At 69.2% G+C, this 25,339-nt stretch carries 22 protein-coding genes; 12 read left to right on the plus strand and 10 right to left on the minus strand.

The window, feature by feature from the left end:
- Positions 1-384: 384 nt before the first annotated feature.
- From G4D83_RS28985 to G4D83_RS29000, 4 genes are read left to right on the plus strand one after another with little or no spacing between them, the layout of a single operon-like run.
- Positions 385-936, plus strand: a complete 552-nt coding sequence (locus G4D83_RS28985; protein ID WP_240356714.1) for an RNA polymerase sigma factor — start codon at positions 385-387, stop codon at positions 934-936.
- Positions 933-1,667, plus strand: coding sequence for a hypothetical protein (locus G4D83_RS28990; protein WP_240356717.1), 735 nt, complete (start codon positions 933-935; stop codon positions 1,665-1,667). The genes G4D83_RS28985 and G4D83_RS28990 overlap by 4 nt, the downstream gene beginning before the upstream one ends.
- 53 nt (positions 1,668-1,720) lie before the next feature.
- Positions 1,721-2,254 carry a hypothetical protein gene (locus G4D83_RS28995; protein WP_240356719.1) on the plus strand — a complete coding sequence of 178 codons (534 nt, stop codon included), beginning with the start codon at positions 1,721-1,723 and terminating at the stop codon, positions 2,252-2,254.
- A gap of 1 nt (position 2,255) precedes the next feature.
- The gene (locus G4D83_RS29000) at positions 2,256-5,162 is read left to right on the plus strand and encodes a CHAT domain-containing tetratricopeptide repeat protein (protein WP_163868111.1); all 2,907 of its coding nucleotides are present in this window, start codon (positions 2,256-2,258) and stop codon (positions 5,160-5,162) included.
- A 5-nt stretch (positions 5,163-5,167) separates the two neighbouring features.
- Here G4D83_RS29000 and G4D83_RS29005 read toward each other — a convergent pair whose 3' ends face one another.
- The 3 genes from G4D83_RS29005 to G4D83_RS29015 all read right to left on the minus strand — a co-directional run bounded on the left by G4D83_RS29005 (position 5,168) and on the right by G4D83_RS29015 (position 8,480).
- The gene (locus G4D83_RS29005) at positions 5,168-6,247 is read right to left on the minus strand and encodes a hypothetical protein (protein ID WP_163868112.1); all 1,080 of its coding nucleotides are present in this window, start codon (positions 6,245-6,247) and stop codon (positions 5,168-5,170) included.
- A gap of 92 nt (positions 6,248-6,339) precedes the next feature.
- Positions 6,340-7,074, minus strand: coding sequence for an amino acid ABC transporter ATP-binding protein (locus G4D83_RS29010; protein ID WP_163868113.1), 735 nt, complete (start codon positions 7,072-7,074; stop codon positions 6,340-6,342).
- Between the two features lie 8 nt (positions 7,075-7,082).
- The gene (locus tag G4D83_RS29015; protein ID WP_163868114.1) at positions 7,083-8,480 is read right to left on the minus strand and encodes an ABC transporter permease subunit; all 1,398 of its coding nucleotides are present in this window, start codon (positions 8,478-8,480) and stop codon (positions 7,083-7,085) included.
- Positions 8,481-8,670: 190 nt separating this feature from the next.
- Here G4D83_RS29015 and G4D83_RS29020 point away from each other — a divergent pair, with 190 nt between their 5' ends.
- Complete coding sequence (locus G4D83_RS29020) at positions 8,671-10,029, plus strand: hypothetical protein (protein WP_163868115.1); 1,359 nt, start codon at positions 8,671-8,673, stop codon at positions 10,027-10,029.
- Positions 10,030-10,068: 39 nt separating this feature from the next.
- Here G4D83_RS29020 and G4D83_RS29025 read toward each other — a convergent pair whose 3' ends face one another.
- Positions 10,069-11,673 carry a sigma 54-interacting transcriptional regulator gene (locus G4D83_RS29025; protein WP_163868116.1) on the minus strand — a complete coding sequence of 535 codons (1,605 nt, stop codon included), beginning with the start codon at positions 11,671-11,673 and terminating at the stop codon, positions 10,069-10,071.
- 214 nt (positions 11,674-11,887) lie between these two features.
- On the opposite strand from G4D83_RS29025, the gene G4D83_RS29030 reads away from it, so the two are divergent.
- The 7 genes from G4D83_RS29030 to G4D83_RS29060 all read left to right on the plus strand — a co-directional run bounded on the left by G4D83_RS29030 (position 11,888) and on the right by G4D83_RS29060 (position 18,106).
- Complete coding sequence (locus G4D83_RS29030) at positions 11,888-12,442, plus strand: peroxiredoxin (protein WP_141641619.1); 555 nt, start codon at positions 11,888-11,890, stop codon at positions 12,440-12,442.
- 6 nt (positions 12,443-12,448) lie between these two features.
- Positions 12,449-12,973, plus strand: coding sequence for a carboxymuconolactone decarboxylase family protein (locus G4D83_RS29035; protein WP_141641620.1), 525 nt, complete (start codon positions 12,449-12,451; stop codon positions 12,971-12,973).
- A gap of 132 nt (positions 12,974-13,105) precedes the next feature.
- Positions 13,106-13,582, plus strand: coding sequence for a DNA starvation/stationary phase protection protein Dps (dps, locus tag G4D83_RS29040; protein ID WP_163868117.1), 477 nt, complete (start codon positions 13,106-13,108; stop codon positions 13,580-13,582).
- A gap of 177 nt (positions 13,583-13,759) precedes the next feature.
- Entirely contained in the window at positions 13,760-14,566 is an 807-nt protein-coding gene (locus G4D83_RS29045; protein WP_163868118.1) for a hypothetical protein, read from the plus strand.
- 46 nt (positions 14,567-14,612) lie between these two features.
- A complete protein-coding gene (locus tag G4D83_RS29050) occupies positions 14,613-15,878 on the plus strand; it encodes a pyridoxal phosphate-dependent aminotransferase (RefSeq protein WP_163868119.1) in 1,266 nt (421 codons plus the stop codon).
- Between the two features lie 85 nt (positions 15,879-15,963).
- Positions 15,964-17,241: an MFS transporter gene (locus tag G4D83_RS29055; RefSeq protein ID WP_163868120.1), complete on the plus strand. Its 1,278-nt coding sequence runs from the start codon at positions 15,964-15,966 to the stop codon at positions 17,239-17,241.
- A gap of 88 nt (positions 17,242-17,329) precedes the next feature.
- Positions 17,330-18,106, plus strand: coding sequence for a hypothetical protein (locus tag G4D83_RS29060; protein WP_163868121.1), 777 nt, complete (start codon positions 17,330-17,332; stop codon positions 18,104-18,106).
- Between the two features lie 7 nt (positions 18,107-18,113).
- On the opposite strand, the gene G4D83_RS29065 is transcribed toward G4D83_RS29060, so the two are convergent.
- From G4D83_RS29065 to G4D83_RS29090, 6 genes are all read right to left on the minus strand, one after another.
- Positions 18,114-20,387 (minus strand): hypothetical protein, encoded by a 2,274-nt coding sequence (locus tag G4D83_RS29065; RefSeq protein WP_163868122.1) that lies wholly within the window; start codon positions 20,385-20,387, stop codon positions 18,114-18,116.
- Positions 20,388-20,548: 161 nt separating this feature from the next.
- A complete protein-coding gene (locus tag G4D83_RS29070; protein ID WP_163868123.1) occupies positions 20,549-20,941 on the minus strand; it encodes a hypothetical protein in 393 nt (130 codons plus the stop codon).
- 17 nt (positions 20,942-20,958) lie between these two features.
- Entirely contained in the window at positions 20,959-22,107 is a 1,149-nt protein-coding gene (locus G4D83_RS29075) for a zinc-dependent alcohol dehydrogenase (protein ID WP_163868124.1), read from the minus strand.
- Between the two features lie 112 nt (positions 22,108-22,219).
- Positions 22,220-22,891 (minus strand): DNA-3-methyladenine glycosylase family protein, encoded by a 672-nt coding sequence (locus tag G4D83_RS29080; protein ID WP_163868125.1) that lies wholly within the window; start codon positions 22,889-22,891, stop codon positions 22,220-22,222.
- 66 nt (positions 22,892-22,957) lie between these two features.
- Positions 22,958-23,446 (minus strand): hemerythrin domain-containing protein, encoded by a 489-nt coding sequence (locus G4D83_RS29085; protein WP_163868126.1) that lies wholly within the window; start codon positions 23,444-23,446, stop codon positions 22,958-22,960.
- Between the two features lie 62 nt (positions 23,447-23,508).
- Complete coding sequence (locus G4D83_RS29090) at positions 23,509-25,020, minus strand: FAD-dependent oxidoreductase (protein WP_163868127.1); 1,512 nt, start codon at positions 25,018-25,020, stop codon at positions 23,509-23,511.
- Between the last annotated feature and the right edge of the window lie 319 nt (positions 25,021-25,339).

The following is a 25,339-nucleotide window of genomic DNA, read 5'->3' on the forward strand; positions in this document are numbered from 1 at the left end:
GTCCGCCTGGAGAGCGTCCAGGCGGCCTGCCTCCTGTCGACTCCCTCCAGATATATGAACCCGCGCCACGCATGGCCACGCAACACCGCCCACGAGGCCCGGACATGGCGGCCTTTGCCCAAGCGTCGACATCCGCCACCCCCTCGGGTTTCCACGTGAATGGAAAATAGCAACGGCTCACCCCCGCGGGGAGGGCTGCGACGGTGTGGGAGGAGCGCCCCTCTCCCCATCGCCACGGACGGGTGAGGGAGAAAAAGAGCGAGGTCCGTTCAGGAGTCAAGGACGCGGTGGGGACGTGTGGAGGGCTGCTTGTGGAATGGCACTCACACTTGCCGTGGAAGGGACCTTTCGATGACCATGAGTGCTTCCTGGAGGACCTTCCACGTGGAGTCGCAACCAAGGCCGACCCAGGCCGCGGGTCCTCTGCTGAATCACGAGCTGGAGAAGCTCCGCCGGGACCTGACGCGAGCCGTCGAGCGCGTGTGTCCTCCGCGTCTGGCGGATCGCCGCGATGACCTGGTGCAGACGGCGATGATGCGCGTCATGGAGCTGCAACGCCGCGAGCCAGACCGCTCCCGCCTGTCGCCCGCATATCTGTATCGCGTGGCGTACACGGCGCTGGTGGACGAGCTGCGCAACGTGGAGCGCCGTCGGGAAGTCTCCATGGAGGAAGTGGAGTCTCAGCCCCAACAGCCGCTGGCGTCGGGCGACCCGGAGAAGTCCGCGAGCGCGTCGCAGATTGCCCGGGCGGTGCGCGACTGCCTGCGCCAGCTCGCGCAGGACCGCAGGCTCGCGGTGACGCTGTACCTCCAGGGCCACACCGTGCCGGAGGCCGGCGAGCTGCTGGGTTGGGATGGCAAGCGGGCCGAGAACCTCATCTACCGCGGGTTGAGCGCGCTGCGCCTGTGCCTCTCGACGAAGGGATTCGAGCCGTGAGCGAGCAGCGACGCGACGACGAGACGAAGCCCGACGAGACCACCGTCGAGCGCCTGCGCGCGGTGGTGCGCGACGAGGAGCCGATGCCCGGCGGCGAGCCGGTGGACTCCGACCTGGTGTGGCGCGCGGTGAGCGGTGAGCTGTCCGTGGAGGAGCGCCGGGCCGTCGTCGCTCGCGTGGCGGATGACGCCGCCTGGGCCGCGGCGTGGCGCCTCGCGAAGGAGCTCTCCTCCGCCGCCGCCCAGGCCGAGCCCACCGCGACACTCGCGGCCGGGGGCCCGAGGGCCCGCAGGGACTCGAGTGACGCGCGGGAGCGACGCCGCTTCCGCTTCGCGTGGAGCCGGCCCGTCTGGGGCGCGGTGGCCACGGCGGCGCTGGTCCTGGTGGTGGTCGGAATCTCGGTGCGGGAGGGCCCGGAGCAGCACCAACTGCGAGGGGGTGACACGGGGGCGCTCACCTCGCTCGTGCCGGAGGCCGCGCCGCTGAAGCGCGACGACTGTGTGCTGCGCTGGAGTGGCGGCCCCGAGGGGACCCGATGGTCGGTGCGGGTGTCCACGGAGGACTTGAGCCTGGTCCACCGCGCGGACTCGCTGGAGCAGCGCGAGTACCGCGTGCCCGCCTCGGTGCTCGCGCCGCTGAAGCCCGGAACGAAGCTGCTGTGGCAGGTGGAAGCGCGGTTGCCGGACGGACAGGTGCTTCGCGGCGCCACGTTCGTCAACCGGTTGGAGTAGTCGAAGACCTTGGTGCGAAACACGAGGGGGCAGTCATGAGGACGAGGCCAGGAATGAAGACTCAATCGTGGATGCGAAGTGGATTGCTGGCGCTCGTCACGCTGGTGGGGGGTGTGTCGGTGCCGGCATTCGGACAAGCGCCTCCCGTGCTGACGCACGTGGCGAAGACACCGCCAAGCCATGGAGAGGCCGGAGACCAGGTGGTCGCCTCGGTGGTGGAGACCGGGGTGCGGACGGGCGGCAGCCAGGTCGTCACACTCCAGCTCCTCGACAGTGCTGGCGGCATCGTCGCGCAGACGTCGGGCGTGGTGGACGGGGACTCTCCCCTGCGCGTGAGCCACCGGGCCACGTCGGCGGCCCCGCTGTTCGCGCGCGTCATCGCCGCCACGACGGGAACCACCCTGTCGGCGGCGGTGGTGACCGTGGAGCGGTGGTCTCCTCTCGCTCCGAACCCCTGGTCGGAGCCCGTCATCTGCTACTTCGAGATGATGAAGCCGAACGACAATCCCCGGCCCCCGCCCCCTCCGCCCGGGCCGATTACGCTCAAGTGCGAACCCGTCGCCCCTCCGCCGACTCCCATCCGCTGAAGTGACGACCCGGAAGCACTTCTCCTGTCTCGACAAGCTGGGCCTCGCCATCCTCGCGGTGACATGGGTCCTGGCGGAGGTGTGTCCAAGCCCCGCGCTCGCGAGCGAGGCGGCCCGTCCCCAGGCCCCCACGCTCGTGGAGTGCCGGGAGCGCTTCCTGGCGCATCCCGAGGCTCGGGAGAGCGCGATGTGTTTCTACCAGTGCGCGCAGGCGCCCCCCGCGCGCGACACCGTCCAGCGTGAGCTGACGGCCCTGGTGGAGCGACATCCGGACCATGGCTGGCTGGCCCTGGTGCTCGGACACGTGGAGCACCTGACGGACCGGAAGGCCGCGGAGGCGCCGTACCAGCGCGCCGCGATGACGTTCCGTCGGCTCCAGGACGCGGAGGGCGAGGTGCTGGCGGGAATGAATCTGCGCGTCATCCTCCTGGCACAAGGGCGCACCCAGGAGGCCGCGGAGTGGACACGCCGCGTGGTGGAAGTGGCCAGCGCCTCCGGCCGGCCGGAGCTGCATGCGCGCGCGCTCATCGTCGAGGCCAGCCAGCTCTACGAGGTGGAGCAGGACCTGGGCCGGGCCTTCCGAGTGCTCAAGCGCGCCGAGGCACTCGTCTTCCCGGACGGTGGCGAAGGGCTGAAGAAGCAGTACCTGGGCGTCATGAGCACGGTGAGCGAGAGGCTCGGCCGGTTGGAGGAGGCAGCGGACGTCAACCTCCGCCTGGCGGAGCTGGCACGAAGCACTCGCGACCTCTTCCTGGAGGGACACGCGCGCTACATGCTCGCGAGCCTCGCGACGCGGCGGCTCGAGCGCGACCCCACGCCGGGAGGACGGGAGCATGCGCTGGCCCTCGCCCGGCAGGCACTGGCCGCCGCGGAGAACACGGGGAACCAGACGCAGGTGACGCGCGCGCTGCGCATCACCGTGGCGATGCTGGGGAACACTCCCGAGGAGCGGCGCGAGGCCGACGAGCTGCTCCAGCGCTGCATGTCCCTCGCGGAGCTGCTGGATTCGAACGAGCGGCGACTCGCATGCCTCTCGACACGGGCCGTGCGGCGCGTGGACGTGGACCCGGCCGGGGCCCTCCAGGACGCGGACGCGGCGCTCCGCCTGGCCGTCGAGGGAAAGGACCCGCTGTATCTCGCCTGGGCCCTGCGCGGACGCGGCACGGTGGCGTACCGGACGCAGCCCCTCCCCGAGGCCCTGCGCCATGCCGAGCGCGCCCTGGACGCGGCGGAGGCCTTGCGCGAAACCCAGAGCGACGCCCCCAGTCAGGCGGAGCTGCTCGCGACCTGGGTCGGCGACTATCACCGCCTCGCGGGTTGGACGTTGGAAGCCGGCGGCGCGACGGGCCAGGGCGCCACGCTTCCCATGCGGGAGGCGCTGACCCGGGCCTTCGCGGTGAGCGAGCGTCTGCGAGCGCGGACGCTGCTCGACGCGCTGGTCGCCTCGCGAGCGCTGGCGTCCTCCGAGGACACCCCCGAGCGCCGCGCGGAGCGTGGCGAGGTGCAGCGGCGGTTGGTGGCGGTGCAGCGACGGCTGCTCGACGCCTCCCTCGAGGAAGGCGGGCGCGAGACGGCCTTGAAGGAGCTCCAGGAGTTGGAGCGGCACGAGCGGGACTTGCGGCCCGCGCCCCGCCACGGCGCGCCGGAGTTCGCCTCGCTGGAGGCCGTGGAGCAGGGGCTGGGCGAGGACGAGGCGCTGCTGGCCTTCCTCGTCGGCGACGACGTGGACGTCTCCGGCACGTCGGCGGGAGGCGCTTGGGTGCTCGCGGTGACGCGAAGTGGGACGCAGATCCATCGCCTCCCCGAGCGCACGCGGCTGGTGGCGGCGGCCACGCTGTTCTCCGGGCTCGTCGAGCGCCGCGACGACTCCGAGCTCGGCGCGGCGGCGGCCCTCCATGCGCAGTTGCTGGGCCCGGCCCTGGCGGGGCTGCCTCCGACGGTTCGCCGCTTGTTGCTGGTGCCAGATGGACCGCTCCATGACCTGCCCTTCGCCGCACTGCGCGAGCGACCAGACGGTCCGCCATTGGTGGCTCGCTACGAGCTGGCGCTGGTGCCTTCCGCCAGCCTGTGGCGCCATTGGAGACAGGCCCCCGCGCGTGCACCGGGAGGCGAGGCCCTGGTGCTGGCGGACCCCGACCGCGCCCTCCGCCAGCCCCTGGCCCGAGCGGCGGCGAGAGAGCGGACCGGCGTCTTCACCGAGGCCGCGCGACTCGGAGCGCTTCCCGAGGCACGGCGCGAGGGACACGAGGTGGAGGACGTGCTGCGTGGCACCCACACTCCGGCGCGGCTGCACGTGGGCACCGACGCCTCCGAGCACGCGCTCAAGAGCACGGACCTGTCGAGCGTGAGGGTGCTCCACCTGGCGGCCCACGCCGTCGTCGATGCCGAGGCCCCCGAGCGCTCGGCGCTCGTACTCGCCCCGGGTTCCGAAGAAGAGGACGGCATCCTCCAGCCGAGGGAAATCGCGGAGCTTCACCTGAAGGGCGCGCTGGTGGTGCTCTCCGCCTGTCGGAGCGCGTCCGGGACCGTGCTGCCAGGAGAGGGCGTCCTGAGCCTCGCACGGGCCTTCTTCGAGGCCGGCGCCCACGCGGTGGTGGCCAGCCTGTGGCCGCTGCGCGACGACGAAGCAGCGGCGCTGGTGGAGCGGTTCTATCGGCATCTGGCCACGGGGGCGGGCACGTCGGCGGCGCTGCGCGCGGCTCAGCTCGAGGCCATGGAGGACGGCCTGCCTCCAGCGGCCTGGGCGGGACTGGTGGTGCTGGGGGATGCCTCGCTCGTGGCCACCACGCCCCTGGAGCGCGGTGGAATGACGACGGGAGCGCTCGCCCTGACGACGACGGCGTTCCTCGTCCTCATCGGCCTCGTGCGCGGGGCCCGCCGTCGGGTTCGCGGCAAGCCCCCCTCCTGACGGGCTCAGCAGTCGAACGGCGTCCCGTTGCCGCCCGCGTCGAAGGACGTCCAGATGTACGAAGGGTCGAGTCCCTCGTACGTCTGGTCATTGCAATACAGGTTCTTCGACTGGAAGTTGATGAAGCAGCCTCCCGCCACGGAGGAGAGCCAGTTGGTGCGCGTCTTCCAGTCGCTGCACGTGGACACGTAGTGCTGGTGGACACCGTTGTTGTTGAGCGTGGTGGCGCGGCTGTGGGCCTTGAAGTCGTTGTTCACATTCACATAGGGGAAATACCAGACGTGTCCCTGGGGAATGGTCTTCTTGAAGAGGATGCCCCAGTCGCAATAGCTCTTCAGGCAGTTGCGCTTCTGGATGTCCCAGAAGATGCCGCCGGTGATGGCGCGCACGTAGGCGCCATACCCAATCATGTCCGTCGAAATCCACTCGGTGACCTCGTCGATGTCCCGGTGCCAGTCCTCGCAGCGTCCGTGGTTGTCGTGCATGTTGCCCTGGCCATTGGCCTTCAATCCGCCGCACGTGCCCAGGGAGCGAGGCGCACCCGCGCCGATGGCCGGCTCGGAGACGGACGGCGAGGTGCTGCCCTGCTTCCAGTTGCCAGCGACGACGACCGCGTCGCTGTGGGCCTGGAGCGTGCGCGGCACCACCGTGCCCGTGGGAGACAGCGCGAGGTAGAGCGCGGCGGGGCTCGCGGCGGCGGACATCTGCGTCATCACCCGGTCGATGGACGTGGTCGACGTCTCGGGACCACCCACGGCGACGGCGATGGACTCGTCGTCCACCCTGATGAACTCGACGGTGACGTCATCGGGAGCCCGGAGCGTGGTCAGCACCGGCGCGGTGACGGAATCCCCCGCGGGGCTCTGCACGACACTGAGCGCCAGCGGCGCCAGCCCATCATCCGGATACTGCGGCTCGGGGTCCGTGGTGACTGACGCCGCGCTGGCGGTGTCCAGTTCGGCCGGCGCCACCTCGACGCGCGCGGTGGAGGCATCACAGCCGACGGACAGCGACCACAGCAGGCACAAGGGAGACAGACGCGCGCCCCAGGACACGGGACGACGCGACACGAAGTGAAGGGACATCGAGGCTCCACCACGGGCGCCTGGTCGCCGTCATGGCGGGCCAGTCAATCGCGCCGATGTCCCCACCCAACGTCCCCCGCCCGGAAATCCCCTCACCGCTGGAGCAAACGCGCGAGGAACTCGCGGGTGCGCGGATGCTGGGGCTCGCGCAATACTTGTTGAGGCGTGCCCTCTTCCACCACCCTCCCCGCGTCCATGAACACCACGCGGTGCGCCACGTCCGCCGCGAAGCCCATCTCGTGTGTCACCACGCACATCGTCATGCCCTCACGCGCCAGCTCACGCATGACCTCCAGCACCTCGCCCACCAGCTCCGGGTCCAACGCGCTGGTCGGCTCGTCGAAGAGCATCAACTCCGGCTTCATCGCCAGGGCCCGCGCAATCGCCACCCGCTGCTGCTGCCCTCCAGAGAGCTGGCTGGGGTACGCGTCCGCGCGCGTCTCCAGATGCACCATGGTCAACATGCGCCGCCCCAGGGCCTCCGCCTCCGCTTCCGACAGCCCCAGCACCTTGCGCGGCGCCAGCGTCACGTTGGCCAGCGCGCTCAGGTGGGGGAACAGGTGGAAGCGCTGGAACACCATGCCCACACGGCGGTGCAGCGCCTGAAGCGCCTTGGGCTCCGCGCTCACGGGAATGCCTCCGACGACGACTTCACCCTCGGACGGCACCTCCAGGCCACACAGGCACCGCAGGAGCGTGGACTTGCCACAGCCGGACGGGCCCACGAAGACCACCACTTCTCCAGGCTGCACCGAGAGGTCCACCCCCTTGAGGACCTCCAGTGCACCGAAGCGCTTGTGCAGATTGCGAACCTCGACGAGCGCCATGGCGTTCCTCACCCCTGACGGTGGAGGCGCTTCTCCAGCGCCGAGGCCAGCCGCGTCAGCGGCAGCGTGGCCAACAAGTAGAACAACGCGACGAGCGGCCACACGGCCAGCGGCGCGGCGAGCTGGCTCGCCAGCTCCTGTCCCGCCCGCGTCAGCTCCGCCATGCCGATGATGGACACCAGCGAGGAGTCCTTCAGCAGGGCGATTCCCTCGTTCGTCAGCGGCGGCAGCACGTTGCGCACCGCCTGCGGGAGGATGACGTAGCGCATGACCTGCGCGCGCCCCATCCCCAGCGCCCGCGCGGCCTCCTCCTGCCCCGCGTCCACGGAGGCGATGCCCGCCCTGAAGATTTCCGCCACATACGCCGCGCTGTTGAGCGTCAGCGCCAGCACCGCCGCCAGCATCGGCGCCAGGTCCACGCCCAGAAGCTGCGGCAGCGCGTAGTAGATGAAGATGATTTGCACCAGCAACGGCGTTCCACGAAGCCCCTCGACGTACGCGGCGCACAGCCACGAAAGCGGCCGGAAGCGAACGCGCCGCCCCAGGGCCACGGCCAGCCCCAGCGGCATCCCGGAGAGCAGCGCCAGCACGGTGAGCCCCAGCGTCAGCCCCAGTCCCCGGGCCAGCCGCCAGGTCACCTTGCCCCAGGGCACGGCCGGCGGGGTCGCCTGGGCCTTCTGGGCCGCCTCGCCAAAGTAGCGCTCCTCCAGCGCGGCGAACTTCCCGCTGTCGCGCAGGCGCTGGAGCGCGGCGTTGACGGCCTCGCGCAGCGCGGGGTCATCCGGGCGCATCGCGATGCCGTAGTGCTCCTCCGTCAGCAACCCGCCCGCGGCGCGCAGCCCCTGGAAGCCATGGGTCAGGAAGTAGCGCAGCGTCGGCCCGTCGCCCACCACGCCCGCCAGGTTGCCGTTGCGCAAATCCTGGAGGGCCAGGTCGATGCTCGGGTACTGCCGCACCTCGATGTCCGGGAACTTCTCCAGCACCAGCGACGCGCTGGTGTTGAGTTGAATGCCCGCCGTCTTCCCGCGCAGGCTCTCGAGGCCCGTGACCGCGGTGTCCGCCTCCCGCGCCACCACGAGCTGTCCCGCCGTGTAGTACGGCGTGGAGAAGCCCAGGCGCTGCTGTCGCTCGGGAGTCAGCGTCACGGCCGAAATCACCAGGTCGAACTTCCCCGCCATCAACGCGGGGAACACCCCGTCGAAGGACGTGTTCGTCCATGAGACTTTCGCGCCCAGCTCTTCGGCGACGAGCGCCCCCAGCTCGATGTCGAAGCCGACCAGCTCGCCGTCCTTCACCGACTCGAACGGCGGGTAGGTGGCATCCGTCCCGATGCGCAGCGTCCGGCCCTTCCAGTCCCCTCCAGAGCCCGGCGCATCACCCCTGCCACAGCCGAGCAGTACCGCCAACCCCCACGCGAGGCACAGCAAGGCGAGCCCGGGAGTGTGGGGCTGGCGACACGAAAGGCGGCGGCGCGGCATGGAACGAACACCCCCCATGCCCAACTATCCTTGAGGCATCAAGGGTTTCCACCGGGAGCGGACAACCCATGACAGCCACGCAACTTCCGCCCTCCCTGGGCCGATAAACTTCCACACCATGAAGACCCCGATCTCCGGCCCCCGCGTCCAGCCCCGTCCGCTCGAGACCCCCGCCACCCCGGCTCCCGTCCGCAACGAGGTGAAGCCCCAGGCGCCCGTGACTCGCGGCGACGCTCGCGACGTGTCCCTGTTCGACACGGGCGGCGTGCGCAAGCCGGTGGTGGCGCTGACCACCCCCGTCGCCCCCCAGGGGACGAAGGTCGCCCCGGGCACCTACCCCAGCGTCGCGGACGTGAAGGCCATCGCCTCCATCCAGGACCCGGTGGCGCGCAACTACGCGATTACGCAGGGCTACTCTGACTTGTCCAACGGACTGGGTCAGATGCTCGGCAAGGACAACGCCAACTGGTCCACCTTCGCGACGTGGGCGTCCAAGCAGGCGGGCGTGAGCATCCGCAACGAGGACATGCCCAAGTTCCTGACCGATGCGCTCAAGGGCGCCAGCGACATGGCCGGGCCGCTGAAGAAGGTGGACGACGTGCTGCGCAAGCTGGGCCTGCCCGCGCTGCCCCTGGCGGACATCGCCGCGGCCGGCAGCGAGGCACTCAACAACGTCAGCAAGTCGATTGCGGACGGCAACCAGTTCGTCTTCAACGAGGTGGGCCAGGAGTTCGCCCGCTTCATCGAGACCTTCCAGGGCGACACGTCCTACGACGCCGCCAAGACGGCGAAGTACCTGGACGGCTTCGGCAAGGACAAGCCGCTCCTGAAGGAGGCCTTCGGCGACTACACCAAGGCCATGTTCGAGAAGGACCCGAACAAGAAGGCGGAGCTGATGCTGCTGGCCAATGACCGGATTGGCCTGCACGAGCAGACGCAGCTCCAGAAGCACGTGGAGAAGGCGCTCAACGCGCCGGTGAAGGACACCTTCCGGAACATCCTCAAGCAGAGCATCGAGGGCGGCATCAACGCGCTGCCCTTCCCCGCCAAGCTCGCGGGCAAGGCCGCCCTGAGGACGGGCCTCGTGGACGCGGCGCTCAACCCCCTGGTCGACGCGACGGCCTCCGTGTTCCGCCGGGTCGCCACCGAGCACATGATGAAGCTCGCGGTGCCGGGCGGCGCGCTGAAGCTGGGCAACGATTTGCCCCCGCCTCCGGGCATGGAGACCACGCTCTTCCCGCCGCACCTGCGCTCCATCGAGAACCCGGAGCTGCGCGCCCTCCTGGGCAAGCTGGACTCCAGCTCCGACAGCCTCAAGGGCACCGCGGCCAAGGACTGGAGCAAGCTGGACCAGCGGATGAACTACATCATCGACCTGTTCCGCACCCGCCAGCAGGACCCGCACCTGTTCGACGCGCCGTTCGGCAAGACGGGCACCACCTACCCGCTGCCCGCCACCCAGCAGCGCGCGGGCTGAAGTCCCTCGGGGCGCCCCGTCAGCACGGGCGCCCCGACGTCACACCTCGTCCACCACGAACTGCTCCAGCCGGGCGATGCCCAGCTTCTTCATCCGGCTCTGGAGCGTGGAGGGCTTGAGGCCCAGGAGCGCCGCCGCACCGCCCGGGCCGTAGACGCGGCCCCGCGTGAGCGACAGCACCCGCAGGATGTGCTCGCGCTGCACCGCCGCCAGCGTCAGCACCGAGCCGGGCTTCATCGTCGCGTCCAGCACGCTCGGCACCGCCGACTCCACCTGTGCCACCGCCGAAGCGCTTCCGCCGTGCGCCACCACGTCGAACGAGGACGGCCCCAGCTCCGTGCCCTTCGTCAGGATGGTGGCGCGCTCCAGCGCGTTGGCCAGCTCACGCAGGTTGCCCGGCCAGTCATACGACTCCAGCTTCGCCAGGCCCGCTGGTGACACGCGCATGCCGCGCCGCCCGGTGCGCCGCGCCTGCTCCTCAAGAAGGAATGTACACAACTGCGCCAGGTCCTCGCGCCGCTCGCGCAGGGGCGGCAGCCGCAGCGGGAAGACACTCAGCCGGTAGTAGAGGTCCTCGCGGAAGCGCTTCTCGGCAATCGCGCGGTGCAGATCCACATGCGTGGCCGCGAGGATGCGCACGTCCGAGCGCACCGTCTTGTCGCTGCCCACCGGCTCGAACGCCTTCTCCTGGAGCGCGCGCAAGAGCTTCGCCTGCAGCTCGACGGGCAGCTCGCCCACCTCGTCCAGGAGCAGCGTGCCCCCGCTCGCCATCTGGAAGCGGCCCGCGCGGTCCTTCGTCGCGCCGGTGAAGGCGCCCTTCACGTGGCCGAACAGCTCGCTCTCCAAGAGGCCCGCTGGAATCGCCGCGCAGTTGAGCGTGACGAAGGGCTGGTCCGCGCGCGAGCTCCACTTGTGGATGGCCCGCGCCAGCCGCTCCTTGCCCGTGCCCGTCTCGCCGGTAATCAGCACCGGCGTATCCGTCTCCGCCACCTGCCGCGCACGCCGCGCGAGGTCCCTCATGACAGGGCTCAGCGACGCCTCCAGGATGCCCTCGGACTCTCCGCCGAGCTGCGCCTCCAGGAGCTTCGCGTGCGCGTGCTCCTGATGGTGGAGTCGCTCGAAGGTCGCCCGCTGCTCGGCCGCCTGGAGCGCCGTCGCGAGCATCTGCCCGTAGACCTCCACCAGGTCCACCACCGGCTGCGGATACGTCTCGCACTCGGCGCGGTCCAACGTGAGCACGCCATAGGTGCGCTCGCCCGCGCACAGCGGCACCACCATGCACGCGTGTCCCGGCGGCAAGTCGAGCACGCCGTCGAACGGGTCTCCGTCCCCGTGCGAGTGGTCCTCCTCCGTGAAGGCCCGCGCCCGCCGCGTCTCCAGCGCCACGCGCAGCGAGGGGAAGTCCGACAGCGTCAACGCGTGGTGGCGCACCTTCGCGTTCGCCAGCGGACCGCGCGCCGCCACCGACACCAGCTTGCCGTCCCTCAACAGGAACAGCGTCGCCAGGTCGAAGCGCACCACACGCGTCAACCAGTCCAGTCCCCGACGAAGCAGCTCATCCACCGAATCCTCGGTGGTTGCCAGCTCGACCAGGTCCCGAGCATCCTTCGCGCCCTCGGTTGGCGCTGACAGTTCATCCGACATGAGGCATGAATAATAGCGCTCCACCGAAATTGCAGTGGCGTCCATCACCGACATTTCGTTATTCACCGTCCCAGCAACACCGGCCAGCGGGGGTCAGAAGTCAAACCCCTGGAATCATTGAAGACGATTGACTGGCACGAGGTCTGCTGTAGTCGTTAGCAGAAGACACCTTCCCGAGGGTCCCCCCCGGACCCCACAACCCAAGGAGCAGTACATGCTGACCGTTGGCGACAAGATTCCGAGCTTCAAGGTCAAGGCCACCGTGAGCCTGGAGAAGGGCAAGGAGTTCCAGGAGATCACGAACGAGACCTACAAGGGCAAGTGGCTGGTGCTGTTTGCCTGGCCCAAGGACTTCACGTTCATCTGCCCCACGGAGATCGCGGAGTTCGGCAAGAAGAACAAGGACTTCAATGACCGTGACGCGCAGGTGCTGGGCCTGAGCACGGACAGCGAGTTCGTGCACCACGCGTGGCGCACGCACCACCCGGACCTCAAGGGCCTGCCCTTCCCGATGCTGGCGGACCTGAAGCACGAGCTGTGCAACGCGCTGGGCATCCTCCACAAGGAGGAGGGCGTGGCGCTGCGCGCGACGTTCATCGCGGACCCCGAGGGCATCATCCGCCACGTGACGGTCAACGACCTGTCGGTCGGCCGCAACGTCTCCGAGACGGTCCGCACCCTGGACGCGCTCCAGACGGACGAGCTGTGCCCGTGCAACTGGAGCAAGGGTGAGGAGACCCTGACCCAGAAGCTGGCGAAGGCGGGGTAACGCGTCATGGCCTCGCTCGAAGTCGTCCGCTCCGAACTCGCGGACGCCCACAAGGACACCCGCCTCAACCTCCAGGCAGTCCTGGAAGGTGGCAGCCTCACCCCCGAGCAGCGCTGGGGCGTGGCTGTCGCATCGGCCTACGCCGTTCGGAATGACCGGCTGAAGGAAGCGATGCTCAACGAGGCGCGGAAGGCACTCGCGAACCCCGAGCCCATCATCGAGGACGCGCGTGCAGCGGCGTCGCTGATGGCGATGAACAACGTGTACTACCGCTTCCGGCACATGATCGGGAAAGAGTCGTACTCGACCAAGCGCGCCGGACTGCGGATGAACAGGCTCGCGCAGGTGCTGACCAACAAGGTGGACTTCGAGCTGGTCTGCCTCGCGGTCAGCGCCATCAACGGCTGCGAGATGTGCATGCAGTCCCACGAGAAGGTCGTCCTCGAGGGCGGCCTCTCCGAGGACCAGGTGCACGACGCGGTGCGAGTCGCGGCGGTCATCCACGCCGCGGCGGTGGGCCTGGAGTCTTAAGCCTCGCACCCGCGAGTCATTCGTTGTGCTTCACCCGCGCCCTCCGGTGGAAACACCGGGGGGCGCTCCGTTTGCGGGCGACGCGCATCTGAATGAGCGTCCGACACGAACGAGAACGAAAGGAAGACTCTCATGTACAAGAGCCCCAGTCCCCTCCCCGAGAAGACCCGCGCAACCATCGTCGAATCGCTCAACGCCCGACTGGCGGATGGGTTGGATTTGCACTCGCAAATCAAGGTGGCCCACTGGAACATCAAGGGCCCTCAGTTCGCGGCGCTGCACCCGCTGTTCGAGACCTTCGCCGTCAGCCTCGCCAATCACAACGACTCCATCGCCGAGCGCGCGGTGACGTTGGGAGGCAAGGCGTTCGGCACCAGCCGTCACGTGGGCAAGGCCAGCCGTCTGCCTGAGTACCCGCAGGAGACGACGCGCGACATGGAGCACGTGAAGCTGCTCGCCGAGCGCATCGAAGTCTATCTGGAAGGCCTGCGCGACAGCCGCAAGCTCTTCGTCGAAGTGGATGACGCGGACTCCGAGGACCTGGCCACGGGCATCATCGTGGAGTTCGAGAAGCACGTCTGGTTCCTGCGCGCGTCGCTCGAAAGCTGAGGCCCATGACACCCGGGGCGAAGGCGCCGTGAGTGTGCACGGCGCTATACGCTCTCAGCGGGCCCGAGGGAGCCCGTGGCGCCTGTTTTCGCGGTGTTGGCGAGGGGCACGAGGGTTGCTCTACCAGGGCGAACCCCGCCGCGACGAAGCGGCCCGGGCACCCTTGGAGACGTCCCCGTGCGAACCCTCATTGGCCTCTCTGTCGCCCTCCTGCTCACCGCGTGTGGTGGCGGTGCGCCTCCGGAAGAAGTGATTGAAGCCGCCAAGGCGCGTGTGGAGCGCGTCGTCGCCGCGGGGCACATGACACGGGGCGCGCTGGAGGTGCTCGGCTTCATGCCCGTGTACACGTGCGGAGAGCCGCGCCGCGCGTTCCTGAATGTCGCGGTGCCGGACGTGAGCACGCGGCTGGCGTGCGCCACCGCCACCCTGGAGCGGTTCGACGCCGTGACGGACGGCGTGGTGCTCTCGTTCAACGGGCCGGACTGCGAGGTTCACGGCCTGCGCCTCGAGGGCCGCGCCTTCTTCAAGTACAGCGGCGGTGAGGACCGGATGGAGGTGTCCGTGGACCTGCGCCAGTTGCGCGTGGACGGCGCGGTGTTGCCCGCCGAGGTCGGCTACGGCACCTGCGGCGACCAGACGAGCGTCTGGGCGAAGGCGGCCGGCGACGTCCCGGGACATCCGGGCCACACGGTGCGCGTGGACGCGCGGGTGGACAAGCGCGCGGGGATGCCGCTGTTGGGCGGCTCCTCGCTGGTGCTCGACGGTGAAGGCGAGCTCACGGGCCCGGAGGGCGTGGACAAAATCACGCTCCAGACGCTCCAGTACGAGGTGGGCGAGTACCTCCCCAAGGAGGGCACGGCCATCCTGGAGACGGCGGACGGGCGCTACGTGAAGGCGGAGTTCCAGCCCGGTCTGTGGCGGCTGGGCAAGGTGGAGGTGACGGTGGATGACCACTCGTCGGTGACGGTGCCCATCTTGCGGTAGCGAGGGCTTGCGCGCGCGTCGTCGCTTTCCGCTAGGGTTCCCGGCCGTGAGCGACGACGTCACGATTCCCGCATTCCGCACCGTGCCTCGCACGGGCGTCATCTACGTCACCGCCGAGGCCACGCGCCGAGGCTACCGTTCCAGCGACCCTGACTGGTGCAACCTGGGCCAGGGGCAGCCGGAGACGGGAGACCTGCCCGGCGCTCCACCGCGCCTGAACACGGTGAACATCGACGTGGCGGACATGGAGTACGCCCCGGTGGCGGGCCTGTGGGACGTGCGAGAGGCCATCGCCAGCCTCTACAACCGCCTCTACCGCCGGGGCCTCCCCAGCCAGTACAGCGCGGAGAACGTGTGCCTGTCCGGCGGCGGGCGCGCGGCCCTCACCCGCGCGGCGGCGAGCCTGGGCTCCATCAACCTGGGCCACTTCCTGCCGGACTACACGGCCTACGAGGAGCTGCTGGACGTCTTCAAGGCGTTCACCGCCATCCCCATCCTCCTGGAGGGCGAGCGCGGCTACGCCTTCACCCACGAGGACCTGCGCCGCGAGGTACAGGGTCGCGGCCTGTCCGCGCTGCTCTTCTCCAACCCGTGCAACCCCACCGGCAAGCTGGTGCAGGGGGACGAGCTGGCGCGGTGGGTGGGCGTGGCCCGCGAGCAGGAGTGCGTGCTGCTCATCGACGAGTTCTATTCGCACTACATCTGGACGGGCCGCCCCGGGCACCTGCCGGTGGAGAGCGCCGCGCGCTACGTGGAGGACGTGAACAAGGACCCCATCGTCCTCTTCGACGGCTTCACCAAGAACTGGCGCTACCCGGGCTGGCGCATGACGTGGACGGTGGGGCCCCGGCAGGTGATTGAGGCCGTCTCCAGCGCGGGCAGCTTCCTGGACGGTGGCGGCAGCCGGCCGCTGCAGCGCGCCGCAATCCCCCTCCTGCAGGAGGAGCCCGTCATCGCGGAGACGCTGGCCATCCACACGGCCTTCCGAGAGAAGCGCGACAGGTTCCACTCGCGCCTGGAGCGGTTGGGCATCCGCACGGACCGCGCGCCGGACGGGACGTTCTACGTCTGGGGCAACGTGTCCGGCCTGCCCGCGCCGCTCAACGATGGCATGGGCTTCTTCCGCGCCGCGCTGGAGCAGAAGATCATCACCGTGCCGGGCGAGTTCTTCGACGTGAATCCGGGCAAGCGCCGCGCGCGGCCGTCACGCTTCCGCGGCTACGTGCGCCTGTCCTTCGGTCCGTCCATGGAGGTGCTGGAGAAGGCACTGACGCGGCTGGAGGCCATGGTGTTGCAGCACAGCCGCACCTGACGCGAGAGCCAACACCTTCCGGAGCCAGCGCATCCCTGGCGGCTCCGGAGGGCAATGACATCCACCTGATGCTGGGCCACCCCGAATGAGACTTCCCGCCTCCCGGCTCGCGCTGCTCGGCGTCCTCTACTTCGTGCAGGGCCTGCCCTTCGGGTTCCAGGCCACCGCGCTGCCCGTGTATCTGCGGGAGCAGGGGATATCGCTCACCGCGCTGGGCTTCGCGGGGGTGCTCGCGCTGCCGTGGGGACTCAAGGCGCTCTGGGCGCCGCTGGTGGACCGGTATCACTCCGCGCGGCTCGGACGTCGCAGGTCCTGGATTCTGCCCATGCAGGCGGGCCTGACGCTCACCTGCGCGGCGGCGGGCCTGCTCGTGTCGGACGGGGGTTCGCTGAAGGTCCTCCTCGGGCTCATCCTGGTGATGAACCTCTTCGCCGCCACGCAGGACATCGCGGTGGATGGGCTCGCGGTGGACATGCTCAAGCCGGAGGAGCTGGGTCTGGGCAACTCCGTGCAGGTGGTGGGCTACAAGCTGGGGATGCTCACCGGCGGCGGGCTCCTGGTGTGGGCCAGCAAGTCCATCGGCTGGTCGGGGCTCTTCTGGGGCATGGCCGCGCTGTGCGCCGGCGCGCTCCTGGTGACGCTGCTCGCCCGCGAGCCACCTCCCCGTGAGGACTCGAGCGGGAGCGACGGTGTGTCGGCCCCGGAGGCGCGGCTGAGCTGGCGGCAACTGCGGGAGCACATCGCCGCGGTGGTGATGAAGCCAGGGACGGGATGGGTGCTGCTCTTCATCGGCACGTACAAGTTCGGCGAGACGATGGCGGACGTGCTCTACAAGCCCTTCCTCGTCGACTCGGGCATTCCCGCCTGGCAGATAGGCCAGTGGGTGGGGACCTGGGGGAACGTGGCCTCCATCCTCGGCTCCGTCGGTGGAGGGCTGCTCGCCACGCGGCTGCCCATCGTCGGTGCCTTGACGCTCACGGCGTCGCTGCGCGTGCTGCCGCTCATGGGCCGCTGGTGGCTGGCGACTCACGGAGTCAGCGACGCGGGCGTCATCGGTGTGACGCTCGCGGAGGAGCTGGTGGGCGGCGCCCTCACGACGGTGATGTTCGCGTTCATGATGTCGCGCGTGGACCGGCGCATCGGCGCCACGCACTACACGCTGCTGGCGAGCCTGGAGGTCTGGGGCAAGGCGCCCGCCGCGCCGCTCGCGGGGTGGCTCGCGGACCCCATCCACGGGCTTGGGCTTGGCTACGCACCTGTGTTCCTGCTCGGCGCCGCGCTGTCCGTGGCCTTCCTCGCGTTGCTGATACCCATCCGTCACCAACAGTCGCGTCAGGGTTCAGCGACGACGGCATTTCCCTGAGCCGTTGTCGTCACCTGAAATCAAACAGGAATGTCAGACGCGGGTGTTAAGTGCTTACCCGCAGTTCCCCCTTTGTGGAGGTACATTCTTGTCTTCATTCCTGAAGTCGTTCCTGGGCGGCGTCGTGCTGCTGACCGCGCCCCAGGCCTTCGCAGACAGCACCACCACGATTCCCGCCTTCAACGCGGCGATTGCCACGGCCCGGACGTCGAACAGCCCCGGTGGCACCACGGTGCGCCGCGCGGAGATGAAGACCGCGGTCGACGTGTTCCTCTACGATGACGGCCAGGTGGATGCCGCCGAGCGAGCCTTCCTGGGCGCCCGCATCAACGACCTGGTGTTCAACATCGGCGTCACCGCCACCGCGCAGAAGTACATGATTGACGTCCACGAGCTGAACGACGGCGCCACCACCCACGCGCCGCTGTGGCTCGACCCCATGACCCAGACGCCCGAGGTGCTGTTCGGGGCGACGGGAGCGCTCGCGGCGTCCTCCTCCATCATGGAGGGCAACATCCCCAGCGGGCAGGGCGTGGCCAATCAGCGGACGCTGAACTACAAGGCCGCCGCCGCCTTCGGGTTGCAGGGCGCGGGGAAGTTCACCCCCATCACCGTGCAGGAGCTGCTCGCGAAGCTCTCCGCGCACGTCATCAGCGGCACGCCGAACGCGGATGAAGTGGATGGCGCGCTGGGGCTCATCACGCAAGTCTCGCGCAACAGCAACCGGCTCTATACCGCGAGCTGGTCCTGCCAGACCTACTGCGGCGGGAGCGGCCCGAGCGACCAGGGTGGCTACTTCATCGCGGCGGTGAGCACGGACCGCCAGTTCGTGCGCATGGTGCGCGTGACGACCTGGTCGGATTAGTCGTCATTCAGCGCCGTACTCGCAGCTCGAGGCCCGCGGGAGGGAAGGTTCCTCCCGCGTGGGTCCACTCGAGTCGCACCTGACGGCGGTCCTCGGGCGGAAGCTCGAGGACCGCCAGCACCCTGCCCTCTCCTCGTTGGTTGACGCGGACGTCCACACGCTCGCCGTCGACCTTCATCGCCAGGCTCAGGACTCCGGCCTGGGGGAAGAAGCGCTCGGAGGGGTGGCGTCGCGGTGAGGTGAGCAGCAGCTCCACTTCGCGCGGCTCGGAGGCTTCGTTCTCCAGGGTGTAGGTCAGCTGGTAGGTGACGCCTCGGGCGCCGTCGTGGGTGCGCTCGCCGTGAGAGGACGTGGCGCGCAAGGAGGCCGAGGTCCCCGAGGTCGGCGTCAACGTCGGCGCGTCGGGGCCTGCGCCCGCGTTCCTGCGCGGCATGGACATGACGAGGTCGCCCGTGAGCGTTCCGGGTGACAGGCGCAGCGTGCGCTCACCGACGAAGACGCTGCCGGCTTCGAGCACGCCTTGGAGTGGGGGGAAGGACGTCGGTCCCGTGTCCTCGTCTCCCGCGGTGGCCAGTGGGTGCTCGCTCCGGGTGATGGCCGCGAGTTCGTCGGGCGTGAGGGGCTGGGGACTGGAGATGGTGGCCAGGCGGAACCTCGCGCCCGCATCCACCTGTCCCTTCGCGTCCAGGGCCGTGAAGTCCAGGAGGGCGGTGAGCGTGACACCCTTCGGGTGACGTGCATCGAGGACGACCACCGTGGCGCCGGGCTGCACGGTGAGGCGGCCCTCGAATGCGCCTCGGGTTCCCAAGCGCACGTCGTCGAGCTGGGACAGGTCGAGGTCTTCACGGATGAGCGGCTGGGACTGGCGCTCGGATTCGGAGCGGTCATCGAGGACGGCGTCGAGGAGACCCGAGGCGAGCACGGCTTGTGGACCTCGGAAGAACAGGCCCTGGGGGTGTGGTGTCTTGCCCTGTCCGGACTCCGCGTCGCTCAGGTTCGTGAAGTCCTCATCGAGGGGCTTCTGGTTCAACGGGTTGAAGGGCTCGCCACGTGAGTTCAGTGGGAACTGGGGCGTGAGGTACTTGGAGAAGAGGCCGCCTTTGACCTGGAGCTGGATGGGACGACCCGTCGTATTCCGGAGCACGACGGAACAGTGGCCCGTGCTCACGGAATCGGGCGGGGACGCGTCCACGCGCTGGACGGCGCGAAGGAAAAGGCGAGCCTGGCCGGAGAAGGTGTAGCCACCTTCACTCTTTCCGGGCACGAGCCGTCCCATGGTGGAGCCGAGGACTCCCCAGGTTCGAATCGTCTCCGGGCTCGCATGGACGAGCAGTGGGGCGCCCGTGAAGGAGCCCTCGATGGGCGTGAGGGCGGAGATGGGCAGCACCTCCGAGTCGAGGTCGCCCACGTTCAGCGGCGGGCGAGTGTGCGTTCGGACTTCCACGCGGGGAGCCGGAGCTTCGAGTTCGATGGACGGCGGCTCCGCGACGGTCGCTTCTTTGGGAGGCTCCGCATTGTTCGCATCGGAGCGCAGAGGAGGAACCAGCGAGAGTACCCGGGCGGGACGACCCTTCGCGCGTGCATCGGGCGATGGACTCGCGGTCGACGTCTCTGATGGAGCAGCCTCCTCCACCATCTTGATTTGAGGCTGCTCGCCCTCTCGGGACTCCGCTTGTGGCTTTGCCTCGACGGGACTCTCGGGTGACTTCGTCTGTCCTTTACCCGCTGGCTTTGCCTGAGCCTTCGCGGCCTGCTTCGCCTCTGCCTTCGCGGCCTGTTCTGTCGCGGATTGCTTCGCCTCAGACTTGGCGGCCTGCTCCGTCGCGGCCTGCGTCGCTTCAGCGTTCGCGGCCTGCGTCACCTCAGCGTTCGCGGCCTGCTTCGCCTCAGCCTTCGACACGTGCTCAGTCACGGCCTGCTTCGACTGCGCCTTCGAGACCTGCTCCGCCGCAGATTGCTTCGCCTGCGCCTTCACGGACTGCTCAGTCTCGGCCTGTTTCGACTGCGCCTTCGCGCCCTGCGCGTTCGCGGCCTGCTTCGCCTGCGCCTTCACGCCCTGCGCATTCGCGGCCTGCTTTGCCTGGGCCTTGGCCCCCTGCGCATTCGCGGCCTGCTTCGCCTGTGCCTTCGGAGCCGCTGCGGGCTCCGGCTTGCGTGCGGGCTTCTTCGCGGACTCCGCGCCTTGCCCGGCCGAGGGCTTTCCCCCCGCGGACGACGCACGGGGCGTCGGGGCGGCGGGTTTCGAGGACGAGCGTCGGGGTGGCGGCTTCGCGGGCGGCATGGTGGAGATCCTCACAGAGAACGCGGCCGGAGTCGCCTCGACTCGAACTTCCGTCCGCCAGGAACTCCTCCCGGCGCCCCGGAAGGCCGGCGAAAACCCCTCGCCAGCGGGTCTCCCCCACCCCGGCGCCCTCCTCCTCCAGGGCCCCGAGCCGCCTCACCTCACGCGCGCGCCCACTTGCGCCACGCCACGCCCGTGAGCGCGAGCACCCCAGCGGTGGGCAACAGCCACGGCGCCGCCCTCACGAGCCGGTGCTCCCAGACGTCCACCCGGTCCGCCAGGAGCAACATCATCCAGTGGCGCGCCTTGTGGTCCGGGTACCCGTAGGCCACCTTGCGCAGCAACCCGCTCAGCCCGCGCGGTGGCTGCGCGGTGCCGAACACCGGCGGGAAGCCGGCCCGGCCCTTGTGCTTGAACACGCGCACATCCGAGTGCTGCGGACGGATGGGCACACGCGCCCCCGCCATCGGTTGAGGCGCCCTCTCCATCGGCACGCCCGGGCGGCTGGAGGGCTCCAGGTCCACCGCTGCGCCAGGAATCGGTCTATCCGGCATGGTTCGGCTCCTTGTCGTCACGCATGACCAGGGGTGAGGACGCACTTGACGCAGCCGTCCTGCTTCTGGGCGAACAGGTGGTACGCCTTGGGTGCATCCTCCAGCGAGAAGCGGTGGGTGATGATGCCCTTCGCGTCGATGCGACCCTCGCGGATGTGCTCGAGCAGATGCGTCATGTACCGGCGCACGTTGCACTGGTTCATCCGCAGCGTCAGTCCCTTGTTCATCGCCGTTCCAATCGGCATCAGGTTCCACGGAGGGCCATACACCCCGACGATGGAGACATTGCCGCCCTTGCGCACGGTATCGATGCACCAGGTGAGCACCGTGGCCGCGCCGGCTTCGAGCTTCAGCCCCAGGCCCAGCACGCGCTGGCCCACCGAGCCCTCCGCCTCCATGCCCACCGCGTCGATGCACACGTCCGGGCCGCGACCGTCGAACAGGTCCTTCAGGTAGAGGACGATGTCCTCCACCTCCCGGAAGTTCACCGTCTCCACCTTCGCGTACCGCTCCGCGAAGTCGAGCCGGTACTGCACGCAGTCCACCGCGATGACCCGGCCCGCGCCCATCAGCCACGCGGACCTCATGGCGAACAACCCCACCGGGCCGGCGCCGAACACCACCACCGTCTCGCCGCCCTTGATTTCGCCCATCTCCGCGCCCATGTAGCCCGTGGGCAGGATGTCTCCGAGGAAGAGCGCCTCCTCGTCCTCCATGCCGTCGGGAATCTTCAGCGGCCCCACGTCCGCGAAGGGCACGCGCACGTACTCCGCCTGGCCACCGTCGTAGCCGCCCGTGGTGTGCGAATAGCCATACACCCCACACGCCACGTCGCTCGACGGGTTGCTGTTCTCACAGGACGCCGTGAGTCCGCGCTGACAGTAGAAACACGTGCCACAGGAGATGTTGAAGGGCACCACCACGCGGTCGCCCTTGTGCAGTTGGGTGACTTCGCTGCCCAGCTCCTCCACCACGCCGGTGAACTCGTGACCAAACGTGTGGCCCACGCGCGTATCCGGCACCAGCCCGTGCAACAGATGCAGGTCCGAGCCACAGATGGCCGTCCGGGTCACCTTGAGGATGACGTCCTGCGGGTGCTCCAAGCGAGGGTCTGGCTTGTTCTCCACTCGGACCTTGAAGGGTCCCTGGTACGTCAATGCGCGCATGAAAGGGCCTCTTTCCCGTTCCCATACGGGTGAGGACGCCGACGCTTCGCGGCAAGACGCACCGGAAGCAGGCCCTTGCCCGCTCTCTCTCCGGGAAGGAGCGCGCCACCGCTCAGTCGGCCACGGGCTCCACCGGGAGCTCCGTCGCCCGCCACAGATACCAGCTCACCACCGTGCGCCAGGGCCGCCACCGCTCGCCGTATTCCAGGAGCGCCTTGGGGCGCGGCATCTCCGGCAGCCCATACGCGAGCATGAAGCCCTTGCGCACGCCGAAGTCGTCCACCGGCAACACGTCCGGGCGACCGAGCCGGGAGATGAGCAGCATCTCCACCGTCCACTGGCCAATGCCTCGCACCTGCGTGAAATGCTCGATGAGCGTCGCATCGTCCATGCGCCGCACCTTGGACAAAGGAGGCACGGTGCCGTCCAGCGACTTGCGCGCCAGGTCCTGGAGCGCGGCCAGCTTGTTGGCGGACAGGCCCGCCTCGCGCAGCACCGGCTCCGTAACGGAGAGCAGCGCCTGGGGCGTGAAGTGCCGTCCCTTCCCCACGCGCTCACTGACGCGCGCGAAGATGGCGGCGGCGGCCTTGCCGTGGAGCTGCTGGTAGACGATGGACTCCGCCAGCGCGGCGAAGGGGCTGTGCAGAGGACTCAGCTGGAGGCGGAACGGGCCCACGCGCTTCATCAGCGCGCCCAGCTTCGGGTCCGCGCGCGCCAGGGCACGGCGGACCTCGGGAGTGAAGGCTTCGGGCAGGCGCGGGGCGGTAGGAGCGGAACGCGGCATGGGAGGGGGGACATGCTGCCGCGCCCACCGCCCCGCGCAACCCGTTTCTTGTCGCGAAGGGGCCGCTCAGAGCGGCGCGGCCTCGTCCGTCTCGGAGGGCACCTGGCGCCGGGGCTCGCCTTCCATCAGCTCGTCGAACTCCTCTTCCATCTGGAGCCCCAGGTCCTCGAGCTGCTCCTTGGAGACGAGCTTGCGGACCTTCTTGAAGAGGTCTCCCTCCTCCTCCTCCACGTGGTGCTCAATCTGCTCCTGGAGCACCTTCATCTTCGCGTCGAAATCCTCGTCGTGTGGCTCCATCTCCATCAGGTCGGCGATGATGCGCTTGGCGGACAGGTGCTCCTCCAGGGCCTCGCGCAGCAGGTCCTCGGTGTCGTTGGCCTTCGCCGCCGGATAGAAGTACTGCTCCTCGATGGTGGTGTGCGCGCCGAGCCGGTCGGCGATCATCTCGAACAACTCCCGGCGCTTCGCATCGGCATGGTCCGGGAGCTTGCCGTACTGCGTGAAGAGCTTCTTCACCTCGGCGTGCTGCTGCTTCAGGAGTTCCAATGCGTTCATGGGTGTATCTCCGTGTCCGACGGGGTTCCTGCGTCCAAGAATGAAGTCGAGGCGGGGGCGGTTCAGCGGGGCAGCTTGCGCGACGGCAGGTCCTTCACCGCGGGCCCGTTGAGCACCTTGCCGGTGGGGCTGAAGCGCCCGCCGTGACAAGGGCAGTCCCACGAGCGCTCCGCGCCATTCCAGTGCACGTGACAACCCAGGTGCGTGCACACCGGCGACACCGCGTGCGACGTGCCATCCGCCTCGCGGTAGACGGCCACCTTCTGCCCATCCACTTCCAGAATCTTCGCCTCGCCGGGCGCCACCTCGGACAGGTGCTTGCCCTCGGGTTTCGCCAGCCGGTCCGCGACGAAGCGGAAGGCCGTCTCCGCGTTCTCCTGGATGAAGTCCTTCCCACCCGCCAGCGGTTTGACTCGCGTGGCGTCGAACAGCGCGGCGCAGGGGTTCTGCCGTCCGAGGATGAGGTCGCTGATGAGCATCCCCGCCAGCGTGCCGAACGTCATGCCCGTCCCGGAGAAGCCCGTGGCCACGTAGACATGGCGACTGGCGGCGTTGCGGCCGATGTACGGCAGCCCGTCCGCCGGCTCGATGACCTGACCGGACCAGCGGTAGGTGAGCCGTGTCACCGGGAAGTGCTTTCGAGCGTAGTCCTCCAGCGCCGCGTAGCATTGCCCGGTGTCATCCTCCGTGCCGACCCTGTGGTCCTCGCCACCGACGATGACATACGGGCGGCCGTCGACGGACTGGGTGCGGATGTAGTGATAGGGCTCCTGGGAGTCGTAGTACTGCGCCGGCTCCAGCGGGCCGTCGAGCGGCCCCGCCACCGCGTAGCTCCGATACGCGGCCAGCTTCGTCTGCAGCAGCACCCGGTTGAGCGGCGAGTGGGTGGCCTCCACCACGTCCGTCGCGGTGACGGTGCCCCGGTTCGTGACGACGCGACAGGGCGCGCCATCGTGGACCTCCATCACCCGCGTGGTCTCGAAGACGAAGCAGCCCTCGCCGATGAGCCGGTCCACCAGCCCGAGCAGGTACTTGCGCGGATGGAACAGGGCCTGGTCCTCCACACGCAGCGCGCCCTTCACCGGGAAGGGCAGCGGCACCGCCTGGGTCAGGGAGACATTGAGGCCCGCATCACGCGCGGCGGAGAACTCCTGCTCCAGCGACGTCCACTGATGCGCGGTCTCCGCGTAGCGGAATGCGGGGACGCGCTGGAAGTCGCAGTCCAGGCCGAGCTCGTCGACGAGCGTGGCCACCTGCTCCAGCGCGGCGCGACTGGAGGACGCCGCCAGCCGGGCGCCCTTCTCTCCGAAGTCGCGGCGCAGCGTGGCGTAGGGCGTGTCGAGCAGCTCCGTGAGGTGCGCGGTGGTCTGCCCCGTCTGTCCCGACAGGATGCGGTTCATCTCCAGCACCGCGACCCGCTTGCCCGCGCGCTTCAGCAACCATGCGGCGGTCAGCCCGGTGATGCCTCCGCCGATGACGACGACGTCCACCATCAGGTCTCCCGCCAGCGCGGGGAAGTCGCGCGGCGGAGTCGTCAAGGTCCAGAGGGACCGGTGCGTCCGCGTTTCATCCATGTCCTCAACCTAGGAATGCGCCTGAGGTGCGATAACCCGCTACGCTGAAGCACGGCGCCTGCCCGCCTGCCCGGCTTGGGAGACCCTCGGGATGTGCACGAACGGACAGAGCCGGGGGCCGGGTGTTGGCAAGTCGCGCGGACGAGGAAGCGGTTCTGGGGTGGCCAGACTCGCCGCGCTAGAAAAGAGCTGGGTCGGCCCCCCGAACCCTGCCGAAAGACCAGGGAGCCACAAAGGATGCCCGTGGAAAGAATGGCTGGGAGCACCAGCCTCGTGGATGTCATGGACCGGGTCCTGGACCGCGGCCTCCGCTGGGACG

The sequence above is a fragment of the Myxococcus eversor genome, assembly GCF_010894455.1.
Taxonomy (GTDB): domain Bacteria; phylum Myxococcota; class Myxococcia; order Myxococcales; family Myxococcaceae; genus Myxococcus; species Myxococcus eversor.